The following is a 22929-nucleotide window of genomic DNA, read 5'->3' as shown; positions in this document are numbered from 1 at the left end:
GGTTTTCCCATGAAGATTCACAAGTACGACACCGTCATCGTCGGCGCCGGCGGCGCCGGCATGCGCGCCGCCATCGAGGCGACGAAGCGCAGCCGCACCGCCGTGCTGACGAAGCTCTACCCGACCCGCTCCCACACGGGCGCCGCGCAGGGCGGCATGGCCGCGGCGCTGGCCAACGTGGAGGAGGACAACTGGGAGTGGCACACCTTCGACACGGTCAAGGGCGGTGACTACCTGGTCGACCAGGACGCCGCCGAGATCCTGGCGAAGGAGGCCATCGACGCGGTCCTCGACCTGGAGAAGATGGGCCTGCCGTTCAACCGCACCCCGGACGGCACCATCGACCAGCGCCGCTTCGGCGGCCACTCGCGCAACCACGGCGAGGCCCCGGTCCGCCGGTCCTGCTACGCCGCGGACCGCACCGGCCACATGATCCTCCAGACGCTGTACCAGAACTGCGTGAAGGAGGGCGTGGAGTTCTTCAACGAGTTCTACGTCCTGGACCAGCTGATCACCGAGGTCGACGGCGTCAAGAGGTCCGCCGGCGTGGTCGCGTACGAGCTGGCCACCGGCGAGATCCATGTCTTCCAGGCTAAGGCCGTGATCTACGCGTCCGGCGGCACCGGCAAGTTCTTCAAGGTGACCTCCAACGCGCACACGCTGACCGGTGACGGCCAGGCCGCCTGCTACCGGCGCGGACTGCCGCTGGAGGACATGGAGTTCTTCCAGTTCCACCCGACGGGCATCTGGCGCATGGGCATCCTGCTGACGGAGGGCGCCCGCGGTGAGGGCGGCATCCTCCGCAACAAGGACGGCGAGCGCTTCATGGAGAAGTACGCGCCTGTCATGAAGGACCTGGCTTCTCGGGACGTCGTTTCGCGGTCCATCTATACAGAGATCCGAGAAGGGCGCGGCTGCGGTCCCGAGGGCGACCACGTCTATCTGGACCTCACCCACCTGCCGCCGGAGCAGTTGGACGCCAAGCTCCCGGACATCACCGAGTTCGCGCGTACGTACCTCGGCATCGAGCCCTACACGGACCCGATCCCGATCCAGCCGACCGCGCACTACGCCATGGGCGGCATCCCGACCAACGTCCAGGGTGAGGTCCTTCTGGACAACACCACCGTCGTGCCTGGTCTGTACGCCGCCGGTGAGGTGGCCTGCGTCTCGGTGCACGGTGCGAACCGTCTGGGCACCAACTCGCTGCTGGACATCAACGTCTTCGGACGCCGCTCCGGCATCGCCGCCGCCGAGTACTCGACGAAGGCCGACTACGTCGAGCTGCCCGAGAACCCGGCCTCCCTCGTGCAGGAGCAGGTCGAGCGGCTGCGCAACTCGACGGGCAAGGAGCGGGTCGCGGACATCCGCCGCGAGCTGCAGGAGACCATGGACGCGAACGTCATGGTGTTCCGCACCGAGCAGACGATCAAGACCGCGGTCGAGAAGATCGGCGAACTGCGCGCCCGCTACAAGAACGTGTCCATCCAGGACAAAGGCAAGCGTTTCAACACGGACCTGCTGGAAGCCGTCGAGCTGGGCAACCTGCTCGATCTGGCCGAGGTCATGGCCGTATCGGCGCTGGCCCGCAAGGAGTCGCGCGGCGGTCACTACCGCGAGGACTACCCGAACCGCGACGACGTCAACTTCATGCGCCACACCATGGCGTACCGCGAGGTGGGCGACGACGGCACCGAGTCGATCAGGCTCGACTACAAGCCGGTCGTCCAGACCCGCTACCAGCCGATGGAGCGTAAGTACTGATGGCTACCCCGACTCTGGACAAGGTCGAGGCGGAGGCTGCCGCCTCGCCGTACATCACGGTCACCTTCCGGATCCGCCGCTTCAACCCCGAGGTCTCCGACGAGGCCCAGTGGCAGGACTTCCAGATCGAGATCGACCCGAAGGAGCGTGTGCTCGACGGTCTCCACAAGATCAAGTGGGACGTCGACGGCTCGCTCACCTTCCGGCGCTCGTGCGCCCACGGCATCTGCGGCTCCGACGCGATGCGGATCAACGGCAAGAACAGGCTCGCCTGCAAGACGCTGATCAAGGATCTCAACCCGGATAAGCCGATCACGGTCGAGGCCATAAAGGGCCTGACGGTCCTCAAGGACCTGGTCGTGGACATGGAGCCGTTCTTCCAGGCGTACCGCGATGTGATGCCGTTCCTGATCACGTCCGGGAACGAGCCGACGCGTGAGCGTCTGCAGACCGCGGAGGACCGCGAGCGCTTCGACGACACGACCAAGTGCATTCTGTGCGCGGCGTGCACGTCGTCGTGCCCGGTGTTCTGGAACGACGGGCAGTACTTCGGCCCGGCGGCGATCGTCAACGCGCACCGCTTCATCTTCGACTCGCGTGACGAGGCCGGTGAGCAGCGTCTTGAGATCCTCAACGACAAGGACGGCGTGTGGCGTTGCCGCACCACGTTCAACTGCACGGACGCATGCCCGCGTGGCATCGAGGTGACGAAGGCGATCCAGGAAGTGAAGCGCGCGCTGATCACGCGTCGCTTCTGATTTCGCCTGGCCAGCGGCAGAGAAACCGAAGAAGGGTCCCGCCTCCCCCAGTTGGGAGGCGGGACTTTCTCCGTATCAGCTTCGGAACCAGCTTCGGTACGGGGTTCACCGACCGTGCCGATACCTGGCAGGATCGGAGGACGTCTGACATGAGCAGTTTGAAAGCGGGGACGAGACCATGAGCGAGCCGAATCCGTACGCGGGGAACGAAGGGCCCGAGTACCAGTGGGGGCCCACCCAGCCACCGGGCAGCACGCCCGCGTACGGCTACCCCAACGCCACGCCCGGGTACGGCTATCCGCAGGACAACCCCGCCTACCAGCCGACGCAGGCAGCTCTCCCCGTGCCGGCCGGCGCACCGGCGGGGATGGGCGGCGCGCCGCTGGTGACGATCGGCGACATCACGGTCATGGGCGACTCGATCGTGACACCCGCGGGCACGCTGCCTCTGCGGGGTTCGGTGTGGAATGCCACGGACATGTCGCACACCGAGGAGAAGATCCCGACGCACGCCATCGTGCTGGCGATCGTCTTCTTCATCTTCTGCCTGCTGGGTCTGCTCTTCCTCCTGATGAAGGAGAAGAAGACCACGGGCTTCATCCAGGTCACGGTGACCAGCGGCGGCAAGCATCACTCGACGATGATCCCGGCGCATGGCCCTCAGACGTTCCAGCAGGTCATGGGACAGATCAACTACGCGCGGTCGCTCAGCAGCATGTAGCGCCCGTTCACTGAAGACGGCCCGCCAGGCGATGATGCACGCCGTGGCGGGCCGCGGTGCGTCCAGGGAGCTGCGATCCTCGCAGCGCCGAGGCGGACGCGTCCGGCCGGCGCGGCCGGTCACGCGCCCTTCGGCGAGACCTGCCGCTCGAAGAAGGTCTCCAGCGACACCGTGGCCTGTGTGCCGCTGACGCCCTCGATGGCGTACAGCCGCCGCAGCACGTCCTGGAGTTGTTCGGTCGTCGAGGTCCGCACCTTCACCAGCACGGACGCGCTGCCGGCGATGATGTGCGCTTCCTGGATCTCCGGAATCGCGGCGAACGCGGCGCCCGACTCGCCCATCCAGGCCGACGATTCGACCATCACGAAGGCCAGCACGGCCTGTCCGAGCGCCTTCGGGTCCACCTCCACCGTCGTACGGCGGATGACGCCGCGCTCGCGCAGTTTCCGCACCCGTTCGTGCGCGGCCCCGGCCGAGAGACCGACCGCCTTGCCGAGCGCCGCGTAGGGCTGGGCGGCGTCCTGCTGGAGCAGGGCCACGAGTTCACGATCAATGCCATCCACGCTTGCGACCATATCTCATTCTGTCATACTCGTACTCCTCAGAAGCTCATTCGGTTCAATGACTGGAGTACCTGACCATGTCTCGCATCGCCAGCCCTTCGATATACGAGATCCTGGACGACCGCTTTCGCGCCGGACGATGCGCCAACGGAGACGAACGGCTGGAGAGGCTCCACGAGGACTGCCGCTGGGCCGAAGGACCCGTCTATCTGCCCGCCTGGCGGCAGTTGATCTGGAGCGACATCCCCAACGACCGCATGCTGCGCTGGGACGAGACGACCGGCACGATCGGCGTCTTCCGCTCACCGGCGGGCCACAGCAACGGCAACACCCTCGACCGCGAGGGCCGCCTCATCAGCTGCGAGCAGGGCAACCGCCGCGTCACCCGCACCGAGCACGACGGCACGCTCACAGTCCTCGCCGACCGTTTCGACGGCAAGCGCCTCAACAGCCCGAACGACGCTGCCGTACGGTCCGACGGCTCGGTCTGGTTCTCCGACCCGGACTTCGGCATCACGAGCGACTACGAGGGCTTCCGCGCGGAGAGTGAGATCGGCGCGTGCAATGTCTACCGCGCCGACCCGGCGACCGGCGAGGTCCGCCTCGCCGCGGACGGTTTCGGCGGGCCGAACGGCTTGGTCTTCTCGCTCGACGAGCGGCAGTTGTACGTCTCCGACACCCGCGCCGGCCAGATCCGCGTCTTCGACGTCCGCGCGGACGGAACCCTCTCGGACGGCAAGGTCTTCGCCGAAGCGGCGGACAGCGTCAGCCGTTTCGACAACATCCGCTTCGACGACGAGGGCCGGCTGTGGGCGGCGGCCATGAACGGCGGCGTGCACTGCTACGACCCTGACGGCACCCTCATCGGCCGGATCGATGTCCCCGAAGCCGTCTCCAACATCGCCTTCGGCGGCCCCAAGAACAACCGCCTGTTCATCACGGCGACGACGACGCTGTACTCCCTCGTGATGTCCGTGACGGGCGCTCCGCGGATCCGCCGGCCGTAGGCGGCTTCTTGCTTGAACATGTTCAAAAGAAGGTCTACAGTCCATGACACCAGCTTTTGAACACGTTCAAGGGAGGGTGGGGGATGGACCTCACTGTCGTGGCCTATGTCGTCTACCTGCTGATCAGCGTCGCGCTCACCGTCTGGGTCGCGCGCACGCTCAGCCGCAACGGCCGGATCTTCCTCGCCGATGTGCTGCAGGGGAACGAAAAGCTCGCCGACGCCGTCAACCACCTTCTGGTGGTCGGCTTCTACCTGGTCAACCTCGGCTTCGTCGCCCTCTACCTCAAGGCCGCCGACGCCGTCGAGAACGCCCGCGGCCTCTTCGAGGCGCTCTCGGTGAAGATCGGCGTCGTCCTGCTCGTCCTCGGTGTCATGCACCTCGGCAACGTCTATGTCCTCAACAAGATCCGCCGGCGCGGCATGATGGAGCGCGAGCAGGTTCCCCCGGTGCCGCCGCAGGGCTGGACCGGGACCGCCGGCAAGGGCGGGCCCTGGGCAGCGCCCGCCACCGGGGCGTGATCCGGACATGGGCGTACCCGTGAAGCGGCTGACCGTGCTGTACGACGCGCAGTGCTCGCTCTGCGTCCATCTGCGGCACTGGCTCCAGCGGCAGCACCAGCTCGTGCCGCTCGATCTGGTCCCGGCGGCGTCCGAGGAGGCCAGGCGCCGCTTCCCCGGTCTCGACCATCAGGGGACGCTCTCCGAGATCACCGTGATCGGCGACGCCGGACAGATCTACCGCGGCACCTCCGCCTGGATCGTGTGTCTGTGGGCGCTGGCCGAACACCGGCCCCGGGCCAACTGGCTGGCCACCCCGGCCGGCGCGCCCTTCGCCCGGGTGACGGTGCTCGCCGCCGCCAAGTACCGCGAGGTCACCGCGCCTGCGTGCGGCGGGCGGTGCGAGGTATCCGGTCAGCCCGGTTAGGCTCGGACACCGTGACTGAAGCGAAGGCCCCGAAGAGCGAGCAGACCCGCACGCTCATCCTCGAAACCGCGCTCCGGCTCTTCCAGGAGCGCGGTTACGACAAGACGACCATGCGGGCCATCGCCCAGGAGGCCGGGGTCTCGGTAGGGAACGCGTACTACTACTTCTCCTCCAAGGAACACCTCGTCCAGGGCTTCTACGACCGGATCGGCGCCGAGCACCAGGCGGCGGTCCGGCCCATCCTCGACCAGGAGACGGACCTGGAGATCCGGCTCGCCGGGGTGCTGACGTCCTGGCTGGAGATCGCCGAGCCGTACCACGAGTTCGCCGCCCAGTTCTTCAAGAACGCCGCCGACCCTCAGAGCCCGCTCAGCCCGTTCTCGCCCGAGTCGGAACACGCCCGCGAGGCGGCCCTCTCCATCCACCGGGAGGTGCTGGCCGGTTCCAAGGCCAAGGTCGCCGACGAACTCGCCGACGTTCTGCCCGAGTTGATGTGGCTGTCGCAGATGGGACTGGTCCTGTACTGGGTCTTCGACCGCTCGGAGGGCCGTGAGCGCACCAGAGGGCTGGCCGAACGCGGCGCCCGCCTCACCACGCGCGGTGTTGCGCTTTCCCGGTTCCGGGTGCTGCGGCCACTCGTACGCGAAGTGCACGAGCTTTTCACGGACTTCCTGCCGGGAATGGCGGAGACCGTCGCCCGCAAGAAATAGCGGAACACCCCGGCCGGAGCCGAGGTGTTCGTCGCAGGACGGGATCGCTCAGCGGCTGACTCCCAGATCCGACAGCACCACGTCGTGCACCAGCGGATCACCGCCGATCACGATGTGCCGGGCCCAGGGCTCGTGGACTCCGGCCGACGCGGCGAGCAGATACGCCCCGCCCGCCGGCGCGGACAGGATGTACGAACCGTCGGCCAGCGACTCGACCCGGTCGACCTGACGGCCGTCCGGTGAGACCAGCGTGAGGATCGCGTCCGCGACCGGCTCGCCCTGCTGCGTACGGACGAAGCCGTGGACCACGGATCCGCCGGGCACACGAGCAGCCGGCTGGGTCCGCTGCACCGGCATGTCCGCGGCAACGACTGGTGCGGGCGCCTCCTCCCGCGGCTCCACCGCCAGATGCGGCAGCCGCTTCTCCAGACCCGCGGGCAGCCACCAGTTGGACTTCCCCAGCAGATGCATGGCCGCCGGCACCAGCGCCGTACGCAGGATGAACGCGTCCAGCGCCACCGCCGCCGCCAGGCCGATGCCCGCCATCGCGCCCTCCATGTCGCCGCTGAGCACAAACGCGCTGAAGACGCAGATCATGATCAGGGCGGCGCAGTTGATGACCCGGCTGGTCTCGGCGAGCCCGACCCGTACGGCCCGCGCGTTGTCCTTCGTGTGCACCCATTCCTCGTGCATCCGGCTCACCAGGAAGACCTGGTAGTCCATCGAGAGCCCGAAGAGCAGCGACAACATGATGACCGGCAGGAACGCCGTGATCGGGCCCTCCTTGCCGAGGCCCAGTGCCTCCGCGCCCCAGCCCCACTGGAAGATCGCCACCAGCACGCCGAAGGAGGCTGCGGCCGCGATCAGATTCATCAAGGCGGCGGTCAGCGGCACCACCAGCGACCTGAACGCGATCAGCAGCAGCAGGAATCCGAGCGCGATGATCGTCCCGATGAAGAGCGGCAGCCGGTCGCCGGTCACCTCCGCGAAGTCCTTGAAGATGGCGGTGACTCCACCGACATGCACGGTCTGGCCGGATTCGGGGATCACGTCGTCGCGCAGGACGTCGATCAGCCGGTCCGTCGCCTCGGACTGCGGTGAGGTCGTCGGCACGACCTGGATCACGGTGATCCCGGAGTCCGGCGGCAGCGGCAGCGCGGCCGCCTGTGCGACGCCGTCGGTGGCGCGGACCTGCCGCACCAGTTCCTCGACGGCCGCCGGTTCGGCGTTCTCGGCGACCAGTTGGAGCGGCCCGTTGAAGCCGGGCCCGAAGCCTTCGGCGAGCAGGTCGTACGCCTGCCGGGTGGTGGTGTCCTCCTTGTGGTTGCCCTGGTCGGTCGCGCCGAGCCGCAGGGACAGCACCGGGATCGCCAGCGCCGCCATCACCACGAGAGCGACCACGGCAATGGACTTGGGCCGCTTCTGCACGGTGGCGGACCAGCGGGCGGCCGCGCCCGCGGCCTCGGCGGACTCCGGCCCGTCGGCGGCGAGCCGACGCCGCTGGCGCCTGCTCAGCACCCGCTTGCCCAGGACGCCGAGCAGCGCCGGCAGCAGCGTGATCGCCGCCAGCACGCTCAGGACGACGGTGAGCGAGGTGGCGATGACCACGCCGTCGAGGAAGCGCATGTTCATCACGAGCATCCCGGCGAGCGCGATGCACACCGTGCCGCCCGCGAACAGCACCGCGCGCCCGGAGGTGTTGAGCGCGGTGACCGCCGACTCCTCCGGCTCCAGGCCGCGCAGAATGCCCTTGCGATGGCGCGTGACGATGAACAGCGCGTAGTCGATGCCGACGCCGAGACCGATCAGCGAGCCGAGCAGCGGGGCCACTTCGGGCACGTCGGTGGCATGGCTGAGCAGCGTGGTCGACAGCATTCCGGTGCCCACGCCGAAGATGGCGATCACCAGCGGCAGCACCATCGCGAAGACCGAGCCGAAGGCCAGGAAGAGCACGACCGCCGCGGCCGCGATGCCGACGAGTTCGGCGGTGCCGGTCGGCGGTTCCTGGATGCGGGTGATGGCCTGTCCGCCGAGCTCCACCTGCAGGCCGTCGGCCCGGGCGTCCTGCGCGGTGTCGACGACGTCCTCGACCAGTTCCTTCGGCACGGCGTTGGCCTGCTCGGCGAAGGTGACCTGCGCGTAGGCGGTCCGGCCGTCCTCGCTGATCTGTGCCGCACCCGCCGGTGCGTACGGGCCGACGACCTCGCCGACGCCTTTCATGCCCGCGATCTCCTTGAGCGCGGGCTCGATCCGCTCCCGTACCGCCGCATCGCGTACGGACCCTTCGGAGACCCGCCACACCACGGTGTCGGTGTCGCCCGAGCGCTCCGGGAGCGCCTTGACCATCAGGTCGTACGCGTGTGTGGAGTCGGTGTTCGGAAGGCTGAAGCTGTTCGAGTAGTTGGTGCCTGCCGCGCTGCCGGCCGCCCCCAGGCCGAAGAGCGCACCCACCCACAGCACCAGGACCACCAGCCGATGCCGGTAGCACCACCGTGCCAATGCCGCCACGATTCCTGCCCCTCTCGATCCGTCTCCCCCGGGCCGGGCTCCAGAATCGGCCGTCGACGCGATCCGTGGCGTGGCTCGGCCATGACTCTCAAGGAACTCCAAGACAGCGACCCACCCCTGCGCAGGCGGATCACGCCGATACTTGGGGCATGGACCACGAGGGAGCGACCGTGCTGGTCGTCGAGGACGAGCCGAGCATCGCCGACGTCCTCGCCATCGCACTGCGCTATCACCGTTTTGAGGTGATTACGGCCGGAAGCGTCCGACAGGGTCGCCAGTCGGCGGAGCAGACGCGCCCCGATGTGGCACTGCTCGATGTGATGCTTCCGGACGGCGACGGCCGTGCGCTGGGACGTGAGCTGCGTGCCATGTATCCGGAGACGGCTGTCGTCTTCGTCACCGCACGGGACGCCCCGGCCGAGATCGTGGGCGCGCTGGGCTTCGGCGACGACTACATCACCAAGCCGTTCAATGTCGACGAGGTGGTGGCCCGGATCAGGGCCGTACTGCGCCGGACCAGGCCCGCCGATGTGCTGCCGGTGCGGCCGCCGCTGCGCTACGCGGACCTGGAGCTGGACGACGCGACGTGCGAGGTGCGCCGCGCGGGCCGCTCCGTGCAGCTCACGCCGACCGAGTACGCGCTGCTGCGATTCCTCGTACGCAATGGAGGCCGCATCGTGCCCAAGGAACAACTGCTGCGCCATGTCTGGCAGTACGAGCACCAGGCCGAGTCGACCGTGGTCGAGACGTACATCAGTTATCTGCGGCGCAAACTGGACCCGCTGGGACCGCCGTTGATCACCACGCGTCGCGGCATCGGATACGGACTCGCATGATCCGCCTGCATCCGCGCCCGGCGCGCTGTCACCGTGGCATCCACTCGCTGCGCGCCAGACTGACCCTTGTCAACGTCTGCCTGCTGGCCCTCAGCATCGTCGCCGCGACCGCGGTCAGCCTGATGGGCATGCGGCACTACCTCCTCGAACGCGTCGACGCCGAGCTGCTGATGAGCCGCAACGCCCTGGCGGGCTCGGGCTTCACGCAGAAGGAGATCGATTCGCTGAGCGCCATCGGAGCGCTGCGCGAACAGTTCCTGCCGGACGCGTCCGGAGCGGGCAGTCTGCCGCGTGCCACGACGGTTCTCGTCGCCCTCGACGCCGGCCACGAGCCGATCGCCTTCGCGCAGATCCCGCCCACCGGGCGGCAGCTCGAACTGGCCGATGCCGTCGACGATCCCGACGCGCTCGCCGCGTCCGCTGAGGCAGCCGATGTGAACCTCGACTCGGATCCGTACCGCGTGGTCGCCAGCCGGCTCGCCGACGGCACGACCGTCCTGATGGCCACCGACACCGGAGCCGTCCATGTGGGCATGAAGAAGGCGCTGAGGCTGGATCTCGCGCTGGGCACCGTCCTGTTGGCGTTCCTCGCCGTCGCCACCATGCTCGGCGCCCGCCACCGGCTGCGGCCGCTGGAGGACATGGTGGAGACCGCGTCCGCCATCGCGGAGGGCGATCTGACCCGGCGGGTGCCGGCCGGACGCAACCCGGTCACCGAGATCGAGCAGCTTCGGGTCGCCCTCAACTCCATGCTCCACCAGGTGGAGTCGGCCTTCGAGACCCGCGAGCGCAGCTCGGCCCAGCTCCGCCGGTTCGTCGCGGACGCCTCGCACGAGCTGCGTACACCACTGTCCGCGATCCGCGGCTATCTCCAGCTGTACGACAAGGGCATGCTGCGCGAGCCCGCCGACCGGACCCGGGCGCTGGCGCGGATGACTGCCGAGGCCGACCGGATGGGACGTCTCGTCGAGGAGCTGCTGACCCTGGCGAAGCTCGACCAGCAGCCCCAACTGCGGCTGTGCGGGGTCGATCTGAGCCGACTGGTGCGGGACGCGGCCGACGATCTCGGGGCCCAGCAGCCGGGGCGGCCGGTCACCGTCAGCGCCGAAGGATCGATGGTCGTGCAGGGCGACGAGTCGGGACTGCGGCAGGTCGTCGGCAATCTGCTCGCCAATGTCCGCGCCCACACTCCGGCCGACGCGCCGGTCCGGGTGGAGCTGACCCGCGAGCGCGGCGAGGGCAACGGCGGCGGGCCGGGCGCGGTGCGGCTGCGGGTCGCGGACGAGGGTCCGGGCATGACCGCCGAGCACGCGGACCGCATCTTCGACCGGTTCTTCCGCGCGGCAGTCGAAGCGGTCGACGGCGAACCGGTCCCGGCGGGCAGCGGGCTCGGCATGGCGATCGTGCACGCGGTGGTCTCCTCGCACGGCGGCACGGTCACGGTGGCGACGGCACCCGGCGAGGGCCTGGCCGTCACGGTCGAACTGCCGGCAGCCGCGCGTACGGTCTCCGTCCACAAGGCCGTCGCCGTCAGATCCGGCTGAGCTCCCACAGCCGCCATACGCCGGTGCCGTCCGTCAGATACTGCGAGCCGCTGACGTCCTCGGTGCTCAGCACATAGTCCTTGTTCTGCCACAGCGGCACCAGCGGCACGTCCTTGGCGACCTCGCGCTGCAGCGCCTTGAAGTCCTGCGTGGCCCGGGCACGGTCGCTGTACTGCTGGGTCGCGGTGATCAGCCGGTCGACCTGCGCGCTCTCATAGCCGTTGTGGAGCGTGGAGCCCTTGCCGACGAGCGGCTGGCAGAAGCTGTCCGGGTCCGGGAAGTCCGGGATCCAGCCGATGGTGTACGCGTCGTACTTGCCGTTGGCGTACCCCTTCTGGAAGACCTTCCAGTCCTGGGCGGCGACCTTCACCTTGAACAGTCCGCTCGCCTCCAGCTGCCGCTTCAGCTCGGCGGCCTCCTGCGCCGGGCCGCTGTCCGCCCGGTGCACCAGGGTGAAGCTCACGGGAGTGTCGATCCCGGCGTCGTCCAGCAGCTCCTTGGCGCGCTCGTCGTTGGGCTCCGGATAGGCGTCGAAGAACGGGTTGCTGTGCGCGAGCGTGCCGACCGGGATCAGCGAGTACAGCGGCTGCACGGTGGACCGGTAGACGGATGTCGCGATCTTCGACCGGTCGACGAGCGAGGCGATCGCCTGCCGCACGGGCTTGCGGGCCATCGGCGATCCGGGCCGCACATTGAAGACGAGATTGCGGATCTCTGCGCTCTCCGACTCGTTCATGCGGATGCCGGGGTCGCTCGGGTCGAGAGCGGCGAGCTTCTTCGCGGGCAGCTGGCGGTGCGTGACGTCGACCTTCTTGTCCTCCCAGGCCGCCGCGAGTTCGTCCGCGCTCTTGAAGTAGCGGACCTCGACGGGGCCGCCGGTCTTGGTCAACGCGCCCTTGTAGGCGGGGTTGGGCACAAGGCGGGCGCGGACTCCCGGCTCGTACTCCTTCAATAAGTACGGTCCCGAGCCGTCCACGGAGTTGCCCTCGCGCAGGGTCTTCGCCTCGTACCGGGTGCGGTCGACGATCGCTCCGGCGCCGGTGGCGAGCTTCTGCGGGAAGGTCGCGTCGCGGGAGCCGAGGTTGAAGACGACGGTCTGACCGGTGGCGGTGATGCTCTTGAGCGTGTGGAACAGCGGCTGCGGGCCGACGTCCGACTTGATGCCCAGCATGCGGTCGAAGGAGTACTTCACGTCCTCGCCGGTGATCTTGCGACCGCCCGCGAACGTGAGGTCGTCACGCAGCTCGCACGTGTACGTCTGAAGGTTCAGGCCGGTGAACTCGCAGCTGCGGGCCGCGTCCGGGACCGGGGTGACGCCGCCGGGCTCGAGTGTCAGCAGCGACTGGTAGATGTTGCTGAACATGGCCCAGGAACCCGCGTCGTACGCGCCGGCGGGATCCAGGGACGTCACCACATCGGTCGTGCCGACGGTGATCGCGTTCCCGTTCGCCCCCTTGGACGGCAGGAGTTGCCAGCCTCCGACTGCCGCGGCGAGTACCACGGCACAAGTGACGAGAATGCGCAGACGGACCGACTGCATGGGTGCTCCCTTTTCACGCCCACCCCAGTACGTGAACGCATTCACCCAACCACAGTGCGTAGGCGGGAGGAAGCCGGATCTGTCACCTCACAGTTAACTTCGTCCTCTGTTAAACCTGCCTACGCCTGGCGAGCGGCGAGTTGTACGACGGTGATGTCCGAGGTCGCGCCCACGCGCACGGGCGGGCCCCAGGCGCCGGCTCCCCGGGTTACATACAACTGCGTGTCGCCGTACCGCTCGAGACCTGCGACGGTCGGATTGGCAAGCTCCGCAAGGTAGTTGCCGGGCCACAGCTGACCGCCGTGCGTATGGCCGGAGAGCTGGAGGTCGACGCCGTGGTCGACGGCGTCATGAATGACCACGGGCTGATGCGCCAGCAGCACGGCGGCGCGGGCCGGGTCCCGGTCGCCGAGCGCCTTGCCGAAGTCGGGGCCGTCGCCCTCGCTCTCGCCGGCGACGTCATTGACCCCGGCGAGATCGAACCCCGCGGTGCCGCCGATCTCGGTCCGCTGGTTCTCCAACGGCCGCAGCCCCAGCTCCCGTACGTGCTGGACCCACTCCTCGGCGCCCGAGAAGTACTCGTGGTTGCCGGTCACGAAGAAGGCGCCGTGGCGCGCCTGGAGTTGTGCGAGCGGCGCGGCGGCGCTCCCGAGATCGGCCACGCTCCCGTCGACGAGATCGCCGACCACGGCGATCAGATCGGGGCTGGTCGCGTTGATGGTGTCGACGATCCGCTGAGTGTGCGCGCGCCCGAGGACGGGCCCGAGGTGAATGTCACTGACAACGGCGATCCGGAACCCGTGCGCGCGGCGAGGCAGCTTGGCCAGCGGCACGGTGACCCGCTTCACGCGTGGCCCACGGAGGACTCCGTAGGTCCCGTACCCCACGGTCCCGAGAGCGAGCGCGGCCGCGCTCCCGCCGACGGCACGGGACACGAACATCCGCCGCGGGATCTCGCTCTTCGCGTGAGCCTCGCCGTCCGGCGACGGGTCGGCGGTCCCGGGGCCTTGGCTCCCGGTGCCGGGAAGGGGCCGGGTCGGGGGCTTCTCGCCCAGCCCGGCGCCGACGGGCGCACGCTCGGCGGCAGCGGGCGCGGCCTCGTCACGCACGGGCGGCTCAGGGGCTCGCGCCTTCAGCCGCCGGAGCCAGACCGCGCGGACGATCTCGCCCACACCCAGCGCCAGCACCAGATACAACAGCACCGCCAGCCACAGATAACCGGGCCATGCCAGTACTCGTTCCAGCCAGAACGGCGCTCCCGCACGGCCCGAGACCAGCGCGCCCACCGACAGCAGCGGCAGCAGCCACACCAATACGGTGCCGACGCGGCGCGCGAGACTGCCGGGCATCGACGTGTCGCGGACCAGGCGACGCCAGACGTACCAGTGGACGGCGGCCAGCAGCGCAAGCACCACCGCCACCACAATCAGGACGACCACCAGCACGTACAGCTCCCTATCCCTCGCGCGGCGCGTGGCGCAAAGCCCGCACCCCACGGAACCCGATCACCCCGACGACCGTCCCCAACAGCAGGGACGTCAACGCGAGAACCAGATGCACCCAAAAGTAGCCCGTCGGGTCACCTGCGTCGTCGAAGGCGAGCCCGCTGCCGTCCTGCCACAGGTTTTTGACGAAAGTGATCCAGATGAACCAGCTCCACACCCCGAACGCGAGCAGGAACCAGGAGACGGGGCGGCTGAGCTTCATGGACTCAGTATCGTCGTCGTACTCCGACCGGGTCCTCCGGGGTGCGCCGTCCTGGCGGAGCTCTCGGCGCGTCATCAACCCGATAAGCATATTTTCTGCGATGCCCTGTACGTTCTCGTCCGTGTCTGCACTGAAGAAGACCGCGCTGACGGTCGCCGCCGCCTCATTGCTGCCCGTACTCGTCGCCGCGCCCGCATCGGCGGAGACGACCGACGACAAGGCACCGAAGAATCCGAATCCGCCGGCCTCCATGTCGACGGTCGGCGGCGCAGCACTCGGCAAGGCCGGCACTCAGGTCAGCCTCGGCCCCGGCGCGCCCGTGCTGCCGAAGGCGCTGAGCGGCCGGTCGTGGATCGTCGCGGACGCCGAGAGCGGCGCGGTGCTCGCCGCGCACAACGCCCACTGGCGGCTCCCTCCGGCCTCCACGCTCAAGATGCTGTTCGCGGACACGCTGCTGCCGAAGCTGCCGAAGACCGAGGTCCACAAGGTGGCCCAGCGCGAGCTGGCGAACGTCGGCGAGGGCAGCAGCCTGGTCGGCGTCAAGGAGGACCACACCTACTCCGTCCACGATCTGTGGCTCGGCGTCTTCCTCCGCTCCGGCAATGACGCGGTCCATGTGCTGTCCGGGATGAACGGCGGCGTGCGCAAGACCGTCCAGGACATGCAGGCCCACGCCGACGAGCTCCAGGCGCTCGACACCCATGTCGTCTCGCCGGACGGCTACGACGCCAACGGCCAGGTCTCCTCCGCGTACGACCTCACTCTCATCGCCCGCAGCGGCATGCAGAAGAAGGACTTCCGCGAGTACTGCTCCACGGTCCGCGCGCAGTTCCCGGGCGAGAAGGTCAGGGGCAAGAAGCGCGAGTTCTTCGAGATCTCGAACACCAACCGGCTGCTCACCGGCGAGAACGGCGTCGCTCCGTACCAGGGCATCGCGGGCGTCAAGAACGGCAACACCACACACGCGGGCGCGACCTTCACCGGAGTCGCCGAGCGGAACGGCAAGGTGCTGCTCGTCACCGTCATGAACCCGGCGTCCCAGGAGGGCCAGGCCGTCTACAAGGAGGCCGGCCGGCTCCTGGACTGGGGCTTCGCGGCGGCCGGGAAGGTCAAGCCGGTCGGCGAGCTGGTCCCGCCGAAGTCCGCGACCATCGGCGACTCAAACGGTGCGGAACCGGCCAAGAACGGCGCTCCGGCGAAGGCGAAGACCGTGGCTTCGGCGAAGGACAGCTCGGGCGGCGTCGGCACGGCGCTGGCGGTCGTCGGCGGGGTGCTGGTGGTGCTGGCGGGGGCCGTGTTCCTGGTCAACCGCCGCTGGCCGCTTCGCCGCCGGTAGCACCGGCGGACACGGGTGCCTTGCTGCCCGTCGCCGTCCACGCCGAGCAGTACAGCAGCAGCTTCGCCGAGAAGTTGATCCACAGCAGCAGCGCGATCGGCACGCCGAACGCGCCGTACATGCTTCTCGTCGCTACGCCGCTGATATAGCCGCTGAGCAGCATCTTGAGCAGTTCGAAGCCGACCGCGCCGAGCAGCGCGGCCACCACCAGACGGCGGCGCGGCGGCTGCACGCCCGGAAGCAGCGTCAGCAGATAGAGCAGCAGCAGGAAGCCGGCGACCGCGGCGATCGCGACGGCCAGAACCCTCAGCAGCACACCGCCGGCCCCGCCGTGCTCGATACCGATCCGGTCCGCGGTCCAGCCGACCGCGGTCGATCCGAGGGCCGAAGCGCCGACCGAGGCGAGGGCGGTCGCGCCGAGGCCGATCAGTACGACGCCGTCCTTGAGCTTGCGCAGGACGGGGTTGCCCTCGTCCTCGTCGTCCAGTTCCCAGACGGCCCGCAGGCAGTCCCGCATCGCGCCGATCCAGCTGATGCCGGTGACGAGAAGCAGCGCGCCCGCGACGAGTCCGACCGTTCCGGCGTTGGCGACCAGCGAGTTGAGGTCGAGCTGGTCGGAGATGCCGGGCACCTGCTCGGCGAGCTTGTCCTGCAGCTTCTTCAGCTGCTCGCTGTCGAGCAGGGCCGCGCCGATCGCCGCGGCGACGGTGATCAGCGGGAAGAGCGCGAGAAAGCTGAGGAAGGTGATCGCGGCGGCGAGCCGGGACCAGTGCACCCGGTCGAGCGTCTCGTACGAACGCCAGGCGTGGGTCTGCATCAGCCGGGCCACCAGGGGGCCGATGACGGGAAGCTTGGTCAGCCAGTCCATGTCGTACGCCTACCCTCCGCACGGAACACCAGCGTCCGGGTCCCCCAGAATCGCAGGCAGGTGGCGAGGAACATGCCGACGCCGAGTCCGGAGACGGTGTCGGCGCGGGCCGAGGTGAGGCCGAGGCCGTGGTGCGAGACGGCGATACAGAGCAGTTGGACGGCCGCGCCCGCGAGATTCACGCCGAAGAAGACGGCGTACTCGCGCAGGCCCGCACTGCTGCGCCGGTAGGTGCCCAGCGCGTTGCCCAGATACGCCACGGTGCATCCGGCCAGGAAGGAGACGGCCTTCGCGGTCAGCGGGTCCCAGCCGTACGGTCCGCGGAGCAGGGTGAAGACGGCCAGGTCGGCGACGTACGCGAAGACTCCGACAAGCCCGAACGCGGCGGCCTCGGACCAGGTGACGGACCACCGGAGCCGTTTCACAGGTCGGCGACCGCCAGTGCGTACATCGCGGCCCACACCAGACCGATGACGGCGAGCGCCCGGTCGCGCAGCACCACGTCCTCGGGCGCGCCGGCGGTGCCGCGGTCCGCGAAGACGGCGTACCGCAGCACCGCCAGAATGAACGCGATCATCGACAGCTGCCGCCAGGGCAGCAGCGCCTGCGCCGCCACACCGCCGCTCTCCAGGGCCCACAGGCAGTAGCCGAGCACGGCGACGCCGGCCGCGAGCTGCCAGACGAACCGCAGATAGCCGGTCGTGTACTCGTTCAGCAGCGCCCGGGTCGTGCCCTTGTCGCCCTCCAGCTGCACGGCTTCCGAGTACCGCTTCGCCGCCACCATGAACAGCGCGCCGAAGCCTGTGGTGATCAGGAACCAGCGGGAGAGCGGGATGCCGAGCGCGACACCGCCGATCATCGCCCGCATCAGGAATCCGGTGGTGACGACGGCGAGATCGACGACGAGTACGTGCTTGAGCCAGATGCAGTAGGCGAGTTGCATCGAGAGATACGCGGTGAGGAGTGCCCCGGTCATGGCGTTGCAGAAGGCCGCGGCCCCGACGATCGCGGCGGCGCCGAGCACGGCGCCCGCGCCGTACGCGAGGGTCACGGGAACGTCCCCGGCGGCGACGGGCCGCCGGCACTTGGCCGGGTGGGCGCGGTCGGCCTCGGCGTCGCGGGCGTCGTTGACCAGGTAGACGGCGGAGGCGGCGGCGGTGAACAGCACGAAGACCACGGCCAGTTGCACGGCGGTGTGCCGCCCGATCTCGCCGGCGGCCGCGGGCGCGGCGACGACCAGCACGTTCTTGACCCACTGCCGCGGCCGAGCGGTCCTGAGCACGCCGAGGGGCAGACTCGCGCGCCGCGCGACCGGCTCCCGTCGCGGCCGGCCGGTCCGCTCCAGCAGTGCGGTCCGGCGCTCGGTCACCGGGCCCGCCTCTTGCCGGGGCGCGCAGCACCGGCGGGCAGCCACCGTGCCCCCAGACACGCCGCCAGCCCACCGAGCGCCACGCCCGCCGCGACATCCGTCGGATAGTGAACGCCCGCCACCAGCCGCGACACGCACATCGCCGCGGCCACCGGCGGCACCAGGCCCCGGCCGGCCGGGTGTACTGCGCCGAAGGCGACCGCGGCCGCTGCCGCGGACGCGGCGTGCGAGCTCGGAAAGGAGTGGCGGCCTGCCGTGCGGACAAGCGGCCGGCCCGGCGGCCGTGGCCTGCGTACCGCCCGCTTCACGCCCATGCTCGCCAGATGCGCCGCGCCCACCAGCGCCGTCGCCCGCAGCCATGCCCGGCGCCGTTCGCGGTCGCCCGTCGCGCCCGCGAGTCCCGCGGCCAGCCAGAGCGCGCCGTGCTCACCGGCGAAGGAGAGCGCGCGGACGGCCGCCGCGATGCCCGGTGATCCGCCGCAGTCGCGCAGCGCCGCCAGCAGCCGCCGGTCGGCGGCTCGCGCGGCCGCGATGTCCACGTGTCTCATCCGCACCCCTTGTCACCGAGCCCTCACGAGCTCTCACGAGCCAGGGGCGACTCTTCTCGGCGATCGGCCGACTTTCGCGTCATTCTTTGATGACACTCGTTTAATCACCCATTTCGGCGAGTCCATAAGAGAGTCCGAATAACAGGGCATAAGCGGCGATACGGTCACGCGTATGGCTGCCGACACCTCCACCGCCCACGCCGCCGCCGCGCATGGCGAGTTCGTGTCCGTCACCGGCTGGGGCCGTACGGCTCCGACGAACGCGCGCCTGCTGCGCCCACGCACCCCCGACGAGGCGGCAGCGGCGGTACGGGACTGGGGCGCGCGCGGCGGGATCGCGCGCGGGCTCGGCAGAGCGTACGGCGACGCGGCGCAGAACGCGGGCGGCGCCGTGCTCGACATGACCGCCATGGACCGCATCCTCGCCGTCGACGCCGAGTCCGGCCTGGTCGAGTGCGACGCAGGCGTGAGTCTGCACCGGCTGATGGAGGTGCTGCTGCCGCTCGGCTGGTTCGTCCCGGTGACGCCCGGGACCCGCCAGGTCACCGTCGGCGGCGCGATCGGCGCGGACATCCACGGCAAGAACCACCATGTCTGCGGCTCCTTCTCGCGCCATGTACGCGCGCTGGAACTGCTCACCGCCGACGGCACGATCCACACCGTGCTGCCCGGCACCGAGCTCTTCGAGGCGACCGCGGGCGGCATGGGCCTGACGGGCGTGATCCTCTCGGCGACCGTGCAGCTGCACCCGGTGGAGACGTCCCTGATGTCCGTCGACACCGAACGGGCCGCCGGCCTGGACGACTTGATGGCCCGGCTCGCCGCCACCGATCACCGCTACCGCTACTCCGTCGCCTGGATCGACCTCCTGGCGCGCGGCCGTGCGCTGGGGCGCGCGATTCTCACGCGCGGGGAGCACGCACCAGTGGACGCGCTGCCTCCGCGCGCCCGGCGCACGCCGCTCGCCTTCCGCCCCGGACGGCTGCCCGCCGCACCGGAGTTCGTCCCGCGGGGCCTGCTCTCCCGCGCCACCGTCGGGCTCTTCAACGAGTTCTGGTACCGCAGGGCGCCGAAGTCGCGCCGGGGTGAGCTCCAGCGGATCCCGGCCTTCTTCCACCCGCTGGACGGCGTTCCGCACTGGAACCGGATCTACGGCCGCCAAGGCTTCGTGCAGTACCAGTTCGTGGTCGGCCACGGGCAGGAGGAGGCGTTGCGGGGGGTCGTACGGCGCATCGCGCGGCACGGCTGCCCCTCCTTCCTCGCCGTGCTCAAGCTCTTCGGCGAGAGCGATCCGGGCTGGCTGTCCTTCCCGATGCCCGGCTGGACGCTGGCCCTGGACATCCCGGCGGGCCTTCCCGGCCTCGGCGCGTTCCTGGACGGGCTGGACGAGGAGGTCGCCGCGGCCGGCGGCCGGGTCTATCTGGCCAAGGACTCACGGCTGCGCCCGGAACTGCTCGCCTCGATGTACCCGCGGCTGCCCGAATTCCGCTCCCTGCGGGCCCGTCTGGACCCGTGCGGAGTCTTCACCTCCGACCTCTCCCGCCGTCTCTCCCTCTGAGTCTCTCGCCGCCCCTCCATCCAAGTCGTTCAAGGAGCACGTCATCGTGAAGGACGCCTTCGGCACTCCGCAGTCCCTGCTCGTCCTCGGCGGCACGTCCGAGATCGGCCTGGCCGTCGCCCGCCGCCTCATCGCCCGCCGCGCCCGCACCGTCTGGCTCGCGGGCCGTCACTCGCCCGACCTCGAGTCCGCCGCGGACGGGCTGCGCGCGCTCGGCGCGGACGTCCGCACGGTGGCCTTCGACGCACTGGACTGCGCCGCCCACGAGACGGTGCTGGGCAAGGTCTTCGCGGAGGGCGACATCGACCTGGTGCTGCTGGCCTTCGGCGTACTGGGCGACCAGGCCAACGACGAAGGAGACCCGCCGGCCGCGGTCCGCGTCGCCCAGACCAACTACACGGGGGCGGTCTCGGCGGGACTGGTGTGCGGAGCGGCCTTGCAGCACCAGGGCCACGGCTCCTTGGTGGTGCTCTCCTCGGTGGCGGGCGAGCGCGCCCGGCGCACCAATTTCATCTACGGATCCAGCAAGGCCGGCCTGGACGCCTTCACCCAGGGGCTGGGTGACGCGCTGCACGGGACCGGCGTGCACGTGATGGTCGTACGCCCCGGATTCGTACGGACGAAGATGACGGCGGGAATGCCCGAGACGCCACTCGCCACCACGCCGGAGGCTGTCGCCGCGGCCGTGGAGCAAGGGCTGCGGCGCAGGTCGGAGACGGTGTGGGTGCCGGGTGCGCTGCGCGTGGTGATGTCGGCGCTGCGGCATCTGCCGCGGCCGCTGTTCCGCAGACTGCCCCTGTAAGGCCCCGTCAGAAGGGTTCAGAAGGGTCAGAGGGTGGTGGCGGGCTCGTCCACCGGAGTGCCCTGCGCGGGCACGCCCGCGATGCCGCCGCCGAAGGCGTACTCGTGGAGCTTGCGCCACACGCCGTCCGGGCCCTGCTCGTACAGGGCGAACGAGGCACAGGTCCAGGCCGCCTCGTAGTCGGCCAGCGCGTCGTACGCGCGGTCCATCGCCTCCTCGGCGATGCCGTGCGCCACGGTCACGTGCGGGTGGTACGGGAACTGCAGCTCGCGGACCAGTGGCCCGGAGGCGTCCCGTACCCGCTTCTGCAGCCAGGAGCAGGCCGCCGCGCCCTCGACGACCTGGACGAAGACGACGGGCGAGAGCGGGCGGAACGTTCCGGTGCCGGAGAGCCGCATCGGGAACGGGCGGCCATTCATCGCGACCGCGGCGAGATGCGCCTCGATCGCGGGCAGGGCCTCGGCGTCGACCTCGGTCGGCGGGAGGAGCGTGACGTGCGTGGGAATGCCGTGCGCGGCGGGATCCCCGAAGCCCGCGCGCCGCTCCTGGAGCAGGCTGCCGTAGGGCTCCGGGACCGCGATCGAAACGCCGAGCGTTACGGTCCCCACGTCGTTCTCCTCAGTCGTCGGTAGGTCTTCGGTAGGTGTCGCCGGCCGGTCGCCGGCGAGGGTGTGCAGCCGCCAGTGTGGCGGCTGCACCGTGAGTGTGGCCAGAGTCCTTGGACCCTGCTTGCTCTCACCTTGGCCCGAGTGCTTCGGGAGTGTTTGGCGTGCACGTGGCGTCTCTGCCCGGTTTCAGTGCTTCGCCGGCAGGAAGCCCACGCGGTCGAAAGCCGAGGCCAGAGTCTCGGCGGCCACCGCGCGGGCCTTCTCCGCACCCTTCGCCAGGATCGAGTCCAGCGTCTCCGGGTCGTCCAGATATTCCTGCGTACGGGTCCGGAACGGAGTGACGAATTCCACCATCACGTCGGCCAGGTCCGTCTTGAGAGCTCCGTACCCCTTGCCCTCGTACTTCTGCTCCAGCTCCGCGACGGCCGTGCCGGTGAGCGTGGAGTAGATCGTGAGCAGATTGCTGATGCCGGGCTTCTCCGCGGCGTCGAAGCGGATCACCGTGTCGGTGTCGGTGACCGCGCTCTTGACCTTCTTCGCGGTCGTCTTCGGCTCGTCGAGCAGATTGACCAGGCCCTTGGGCGTGGACGCCGACTTGCTCATCTTGATCGTCGGGTCCTGGAGGTCGTAGATCTTGGCGACCTCCTTGACGATGTGCGGCGCCGGGACGGTGAAGGTGTCGCCGAACCGGGTGTTGAAACGCTCGGCCAGGTCACGCGTCAGCTCGATGTGCTGGCGCTGGTCCTCGCCGACCGGGACGGCGTTGGCCTGGTACAGCAGGATGTCCGCGACCTGCAGGATCGGATACGTGAACAGGCCGACGGTGGCGCGGTCCGCGCCCTGCTTGGCCGACTTGTCCTTGAACTGCGTCATCCGGGAGGCCTCTCCGAATCCGGTGAGGCAGTTCATGATCCAGCCGAGCTGGGCGTGCTCGGGGACATGGCTCTGGACGAAGAGCGTGCAGCGCTCCGGGTCGAGACCGGCGGCCAGCAGCTGGGCCGCGGCGAGCCGGGTGTTCGCGCGCAGCTCGGCGGGATCCTGCGGCACGGTGATCGCGTGCAGGTCCACGACCATGTAGAACGCGTCGTGGGTCTCTTGCAGCGCCACGTACTGGCGGATCGCTCCGAGGTAGTTGCCGAGGTGGAACGAGCCTGCCGTGGGCTGGATGCCGGAGAGAGCACGAGGTCGGTCTGCGGCGCGGGGTCGGTCTGAGGCCATGCCCATCATTCTCTCAGGTGTGGAACCGATCCCCGGC

The 22929-nt window shown here is 69.6% G+C and carries 23 protein-coding genes; 12 read left to right on the top strand and 11 right to left on the bottom strand.

The annotated features are described in order from the left end of the window. Window positions 1-9: 9 nt before the first annotated feature. The 3 genes from sdhA to ACH4YL_RS29080 all read left to right on the top strand — a co-directional run bounded on the left by sdhA (window position 10) and on the right by ACH4YL_RS29080 (window position 3243). A complete protein-coding gene (gene sdhA / locus ACH4YL_RS29090; RefSeq protein WP_398510406.1) occupies window positions 10-1764 on the top strand; it encodes a succinate dehydrogenase flavoprotein subunit in 1755 nt (584 codons plus the stop codon). Next, complete coding sequence (locus tag ACH4YL_RS29085) at window positions 1764-2522, top strand: succinate dehydrogenase iron-sulfur subunit (protein ID WP_398510405.1); 759 nt, start codon at window positions 1764-1766, stop codon at window positions 2520-2522. The genes sdhA and ACH4YL_RS29085 overlap by 1 nt, the downstream gene beginning before the upstream one ends. A 178-nt stretch (window positions 2523-2700) precedes the next feature. After that, entirely contained in the window at window positions 2701-3243 is a 543-nt protein-coding gene (locus tag ACH4YL_RS29080) for a hypothetical protein (RefSeq protein ID WP_398510404.1), read from the top strand. 119 nt (window positions 3244-3362) lie between these two features. Here ACH4YL_RS29080 and ACH4YL_RS29075 read toward each other — a convergent pair whose 3' ends face one another. Then, a complete protein-coding gene (locus ACH4YL_RS29075) occupies window positions 3363-3806 on the bottom strand; it encodes an Lrp/AsnC family transcriptional regulator (protein WP_398510403.1) in 444 nt (147 codons plus the stop codon). A 77-nt stretch (window positions 3807-3883) separates the two neighbouring features. Between ACH4YL_RS29075 and ACH4YL_RS29070 the strand changes: the two genes are divergently transcribed. From ACH4YL_RS29070 to ACH4YL_RS29055, 4 genes are all read left to right on the top strand, one after another. Continuing rightward, a complete protein-coding gene (locus ACH4YL_RS29070; protein ID WP_398510402.1) occupies window positions 3884-4813 on the top strand; it encodes an SMP-30/gluconolactonase/LRE family protein in 930 nt (309 codons plus the stop codon). Between the two features lie 83 nt (window positions 4814-4896). After that, window positions 4897-5334 (top strand): hypothetical protein, encoded by a 438-nt coding sequence (locus tag ACH4YL_RS29065; RefSeq protein WP_398510401.1) that lies wholly within the window; start codon window positions 4897-4899, stop codon window positions 5332-5334. 7 nt (window positions 5335-5341) lie between these two features. Next, the gene (locus ACH4YL_RS29060; protein WP_398510400.1) at window positions 5342-5740 is read left to right on the top strand and encodes a thiol-disulfide oxidoreductase DCC family protein; all 399 of its coding nucleotides are present in this window, start codon (window positions 5342-5344) and stop codon (window positions 5738-5740) included. An 11-nt stretch (window positions 5741-5751) separates the two neighbouring features. Next, window positions 5752-6450, top strand: a complete 699-nt coding sequence (locus ACH4YL_RS29055) for a TetR family transcriptional regulator (RefSeq protein WP_398510399.1) — start codon at window positions 5752-5754, stop codon at window positions 6448-6450. 48 nt (window positions 6451-6498) lie between these two features. Here ACH4YL_RS29055 and ACH4YL_RS29050 read toward each other — a convergent pair whose 3' ends face one another. Next, the gene (locus ACH4YL_RS29050; protein ID WP_398510451.1) at window positions 6499-8949 is read right to left on the bottom strand and encodes an MMPL family transporter; all 2451 of its coding nucleotides are present in this window, start codon (window positions 8947-8949) and stop codon (window positions 6499-6501) included. Window positions 8950-9107: 158 nt separating this feature from the next. Between ACH4YL_RS29050 and ACH4YL_RS29045 the strand changes: the two genes are divergently transcribed. Continuing rightward, on the top strand, window positions 9108-9794 hold the full coding sequence (locus ACH4YL_RS29045; RefSeq protein WP_398510398.1) for a response regulator transcription factor: 687 nt from the start codon (window positions 9108-9110) through the stop codon (window positions 9792-9794). Continuing rightward, window positions 9791-11338 (top strand): sensor histidine kinase, encoded by a 1548-nt coding sequence (locus ACH4YL_RS29040; RefSeq protein WP_398510397.1) that lies wholly within the window; start codon window positions 9791-9793, stop codon window positions 11336-11338. Before ACH4YL_RS29045 ends, ACH4YL_RS29040 begins: the two co-directional genes overlap by 4 nt. On the opposite strand, the gene ACH4YL_RS29035 is transcribed toward ACH4YL_RS29040, so the two are convergent. The 3 genes from ACH4YL_RS29035 to ACH4YL_RS29025 all read right to left on the bottom strand — a co-directional run bounded on the left by ACH4YL_RS29035 (window position 11325) and on the right by ACH4YL_RS29025 (window position 14585). After that, window positions 11325-12878: an ABC transporter substrate-binding protein gene (locus ACH4YL_RS29035; RefSeq protein ID WP_398510396.1), complete on the bottom strand. Its 1554-nt coding sequence runs from the start codon at window positions 12876-12878 to the stop codon at window positions 11325-11327. The genes ACH4YL_RS29040 and ACH4YL_RS29035 overlap by 14 nt on opposite strands. Window positions 12879-12997: 119 nt before the next feature. Next, complete coding sequence (locus ACH4YL_RS29030) at window positions 12998-14320, bottom strand: metallophosphoesterase (RefSeq protein WP_398510450.1); 1323 nt, start codon at window positions 14318-14320, stop codon at window positions 12998-13000. Window positions 14321-14333: 13 nt separating this feature from the next. Further along, window positions 14334-14585: an SCO4848 family membrane protein gene (locus ACH4YL_RS29025; protein WP_398510395.1), complete on the bottom strand. Its 252-nt coding sequence runs from the start codon at window positions 14583-14585 to the stop codon at window positions 14334-14336. A 121-nt stretch (window positions 14586-14706) separates the two neighbouring features. Between ACH4YL_RS29025 and ACH4YL_RS29020 the strand changes: the two genes are divergently transcribed. Next, window positions 14707-15921: a D-alanyl-D-alanine carboxypeptidase family protein gene (locus ACH4YL_RS29020; RefSeq protein ID WP_398510394.1), complete on the top strand. Its 1215-nt coding sequence runs from the start codon at window positions 14707-14709 to the stop codon at window positions 15919-15921. Here ACH4YL_RS29020 and ACH4YL_RS29015 read toward each other — a convergent pair. The 4 genes from ACH4YL_RS29015 to ACH4YL_RS29000 are packed head-to-tail and all read right to left on the bottom strand — an operon-like array spanning window position 15890 to window position 18706. After that, window positions 15890-16789: a YihY/virulence factor BrkB family protein gene (locus tag ACH4YL_RS29015; RefSeq protein ID WP_398510393.1), complete on the bottom strand. Its 900-nt coding sequence runs from the start codon at window positions 16787-16789 to the stop codon at window positions 15890-15892. The genes ACH4YL_RS29020 and ACH4YL_RS29015 overlap by 32 nt on opposite strands. Beyond that, a complete protein-coding gene (locus ACH4YL_RS29010; protein ID WP_398510392.1) occupies window positions 16777-17214 on the bottom strand; it encodes a GtrA family protein in 438 nt (145 codons plus the stop codon). Before ACH4YL_RS29010 ends, ACH4YL_RS29015 begins: the two co-directional genes overlap by 13 nt. Further along, a complete protein-coding gene (locus tag ACH4YL_RS29005) occupies window positions 17211-18158 on the bottom strand; it encodes a decaprenyl-phosphate phosphoribosyltransferase (RefSeq protein WP_398510391.1) in 948 nt (315 codons plus the stop codon). The genes ACH4YL_RS29010 and ACH4YL_RS29005 overlap by 4 nt, the downstream gene beginning before the upstream one ends. Further along, window positions 18155-18706, bottom strand: a complete 552-nt coding sequence (locus ACH4YL_RS29000) for a phosphatase PAP2 family protein (RefSeq protein ID WP_398510390.1) — start codon at window positions 18704-18706, stop codon at window positions 18155-18157. The genes ACH4YL_RS29005 and ACH4YL_RS29000 overlap by 4 nt, the downstream gene beginning before the upstream one ends. Before the next feature lie 172 nt (window positions 18707-18878). On the opposite strand from ACH4YL_RS29000, the gene ACH4YL_RS28995 reads away from it, so the two are divergent. Both ACH4YL_RS28995 and ACH4YL_RS28990 read left to right on the top strand, forming a co-directional pair. Next, the gene (locus ACH4YL_RS28995; protein ID WP_398510389.1) at window positions 18879-20264 is read left to right on the top strand and encodes an FAD-binding protein; all 1386 of its coding nucleotides are present in this window, start codon (window positions 18879-18881) and stop codon (window positions 20262-20264) included. Between the two features lie 46 nt (window positions 20265-20310). After that, window positions 20311-21066 carry a decaprenylphospho-beta-D-erythro-pentofuranosid-2-ulose 2-reductase gene (locus ACH4YL_RS28990; protein WP_398510388.1) on the top strand — a complete coding sequence of 252 codons (756 nt, stop codon included), beginning with the start codon at window positions 20311-20313 and terminating at the stop codon, window positions 21064-21066. A gap of 26 nt (window positions 21067-21092) precedes the next feature. Here ACH4YL_RS28990 and ACH4YL_RS28985 read toward each other — a convergent pair whose 3' ends face one another. Next, window positions 21093-21674, bottom strand: a complete 582-nt coding sequence (locus tag ACH4YL_RS28985; protein ID WP_398510387.1) for a 2'-5' RNA ligase family protein — start codon at window positions 21672-21674, stop codon at window positions 21093-21095. Between the two features lie 186 nt (window positions 21675-21860). Next, window positions 21861-22892, bottom strand: a complete 1032-nt coding sequence (gene trpS, locus ACH4YL_RS28980) for a tryptophan--tRNA ligase (RefSeq protein WP_398510386.1) — start codon at window positions 22890-22892, stop codon at window positions 21861-21863. Between the last annotated feature and the right edge of the window lie 37 nt (window positions 22893-22929).

The organism is Streptomyces sp. NPDC020681 (genome assembly GCF_044334895.1).
GTDB lineage: Bacteria > Actinomycetota > Actinomycetes > Streptomycetales > Streptomycetaceae > Streptomyces.
This window is presented reverse-complemented; position numbering and strand designations above follow the sequence as displayed.

What these genes read in the sequence shown, in the direction of transcription:
- sdhA (WP_398510406.1), top strand. Translation starts at nt 10, where the DNA reads ATGAAGATTCACAAGTACGACACCGTCATCGTCGGCGCCGGCGGCGCC.
- ACH4YL_RS29085 (WP_398510405.1), top strand. Translation starts at nt 1,764, where the DNA reads ATGGCTACCCCGACTCTGGACAAGGTCGAGGCGGAGGCTGCCGCCTCG.
- ACH4YL_RS29080 (WP_398510404.1), top strand. Translation starts at nt 2,701, where the DNA reads ATGAGCGAGCCGAATCCGTACGCGGGGAACGAAGGGCCCGAGTACCAG.
- ACH4YL_RS29070 (WP_398510402.1), top strand. Translation starts at nt 3,884, where the DNA reads ATGTCTCGCATCGCCAGCCCTTCGATATACGAGATCCTGGACGACCGC.
- ACH4YL_RS29065 (WP_398510401.1), top strand. Translation starts at nt 4,897, where the DNA reads ATGGACCTCACTGTCGTGGCCTATGTCGTCTACCTGCTGATCAGCGTC.
- ACH4YL_RS29060 (WP_398510400.1), top strand. Translation starts at nt 5,342, where the DNA reads ATGGGCGTACCCGTGAAGCGGCTGACCGTGCTGTACGACGCGCAGTGC.
- ACH4YL_RS29045 (WP_398510398.1), top strand. Translation starts at nt 9,108, where the DNA reads ATGGACCACGAGGGAGCGACCGTGCTGGTCGTCGAGGACGAGCCGAGC.
- ACH4YL_RS29040 (WP_398510397.1), top strand. Translation starts at nt 9,791, where the DNA reads ATGATCCGCCTGCATCCGCGCCCGGCGCGCTGTCACCGTGGCATCCAC.
- ACH4YL_RS29035 (WP_398510396.1), bottom strand. Translation starts at nt 12,878, where the DNA reads ATGCAGTCGGTCCGTCTGCGCATTCTCGTCACTTGTGCCGTGGTACTC.
- ACH4YL_RS29025 (WP_398510395.1), bottom strand. Translation starts at nt 14,585, where the DNA reads ATGAAGCTCAGCCGCCCCGTCTCCTGGTTCCTGCTCGCGTTCGGGGTG.
- ACH4YL_RS29015 (WP_398510393.1), bottom strand. Translation starts at nt 16,789, where the DNA reads ATGGACTGGCTGACCAAGCTTCCCGTCATCGGCCCCCTGGTGGCCCGG.
- ACH4YL_RS29000 (WP_398510390.1), bottom strand. Translation starts at nt 18,706, where the DNA reads ATGAGACACGTGGACATCGCGGCCGCGCGAGCCGCCGACCGGCGGCTG.
- ACH4YL_RS28995 (WP_398510389.1), top strand. Translation starts at nt 18,879, where the DNA reads ATGGCTGCCGACACCTCCACCGCCCACGCCGCCGCCGCGCATGGCGAG.
- trpS (WP_398510386.1), bottom strand. Translation starts at nt 22,892, where the DNA reads ATGGCCTCAGACCGACCCCGCGCCGCAGACCGACCTCGTGCTCTCTCC.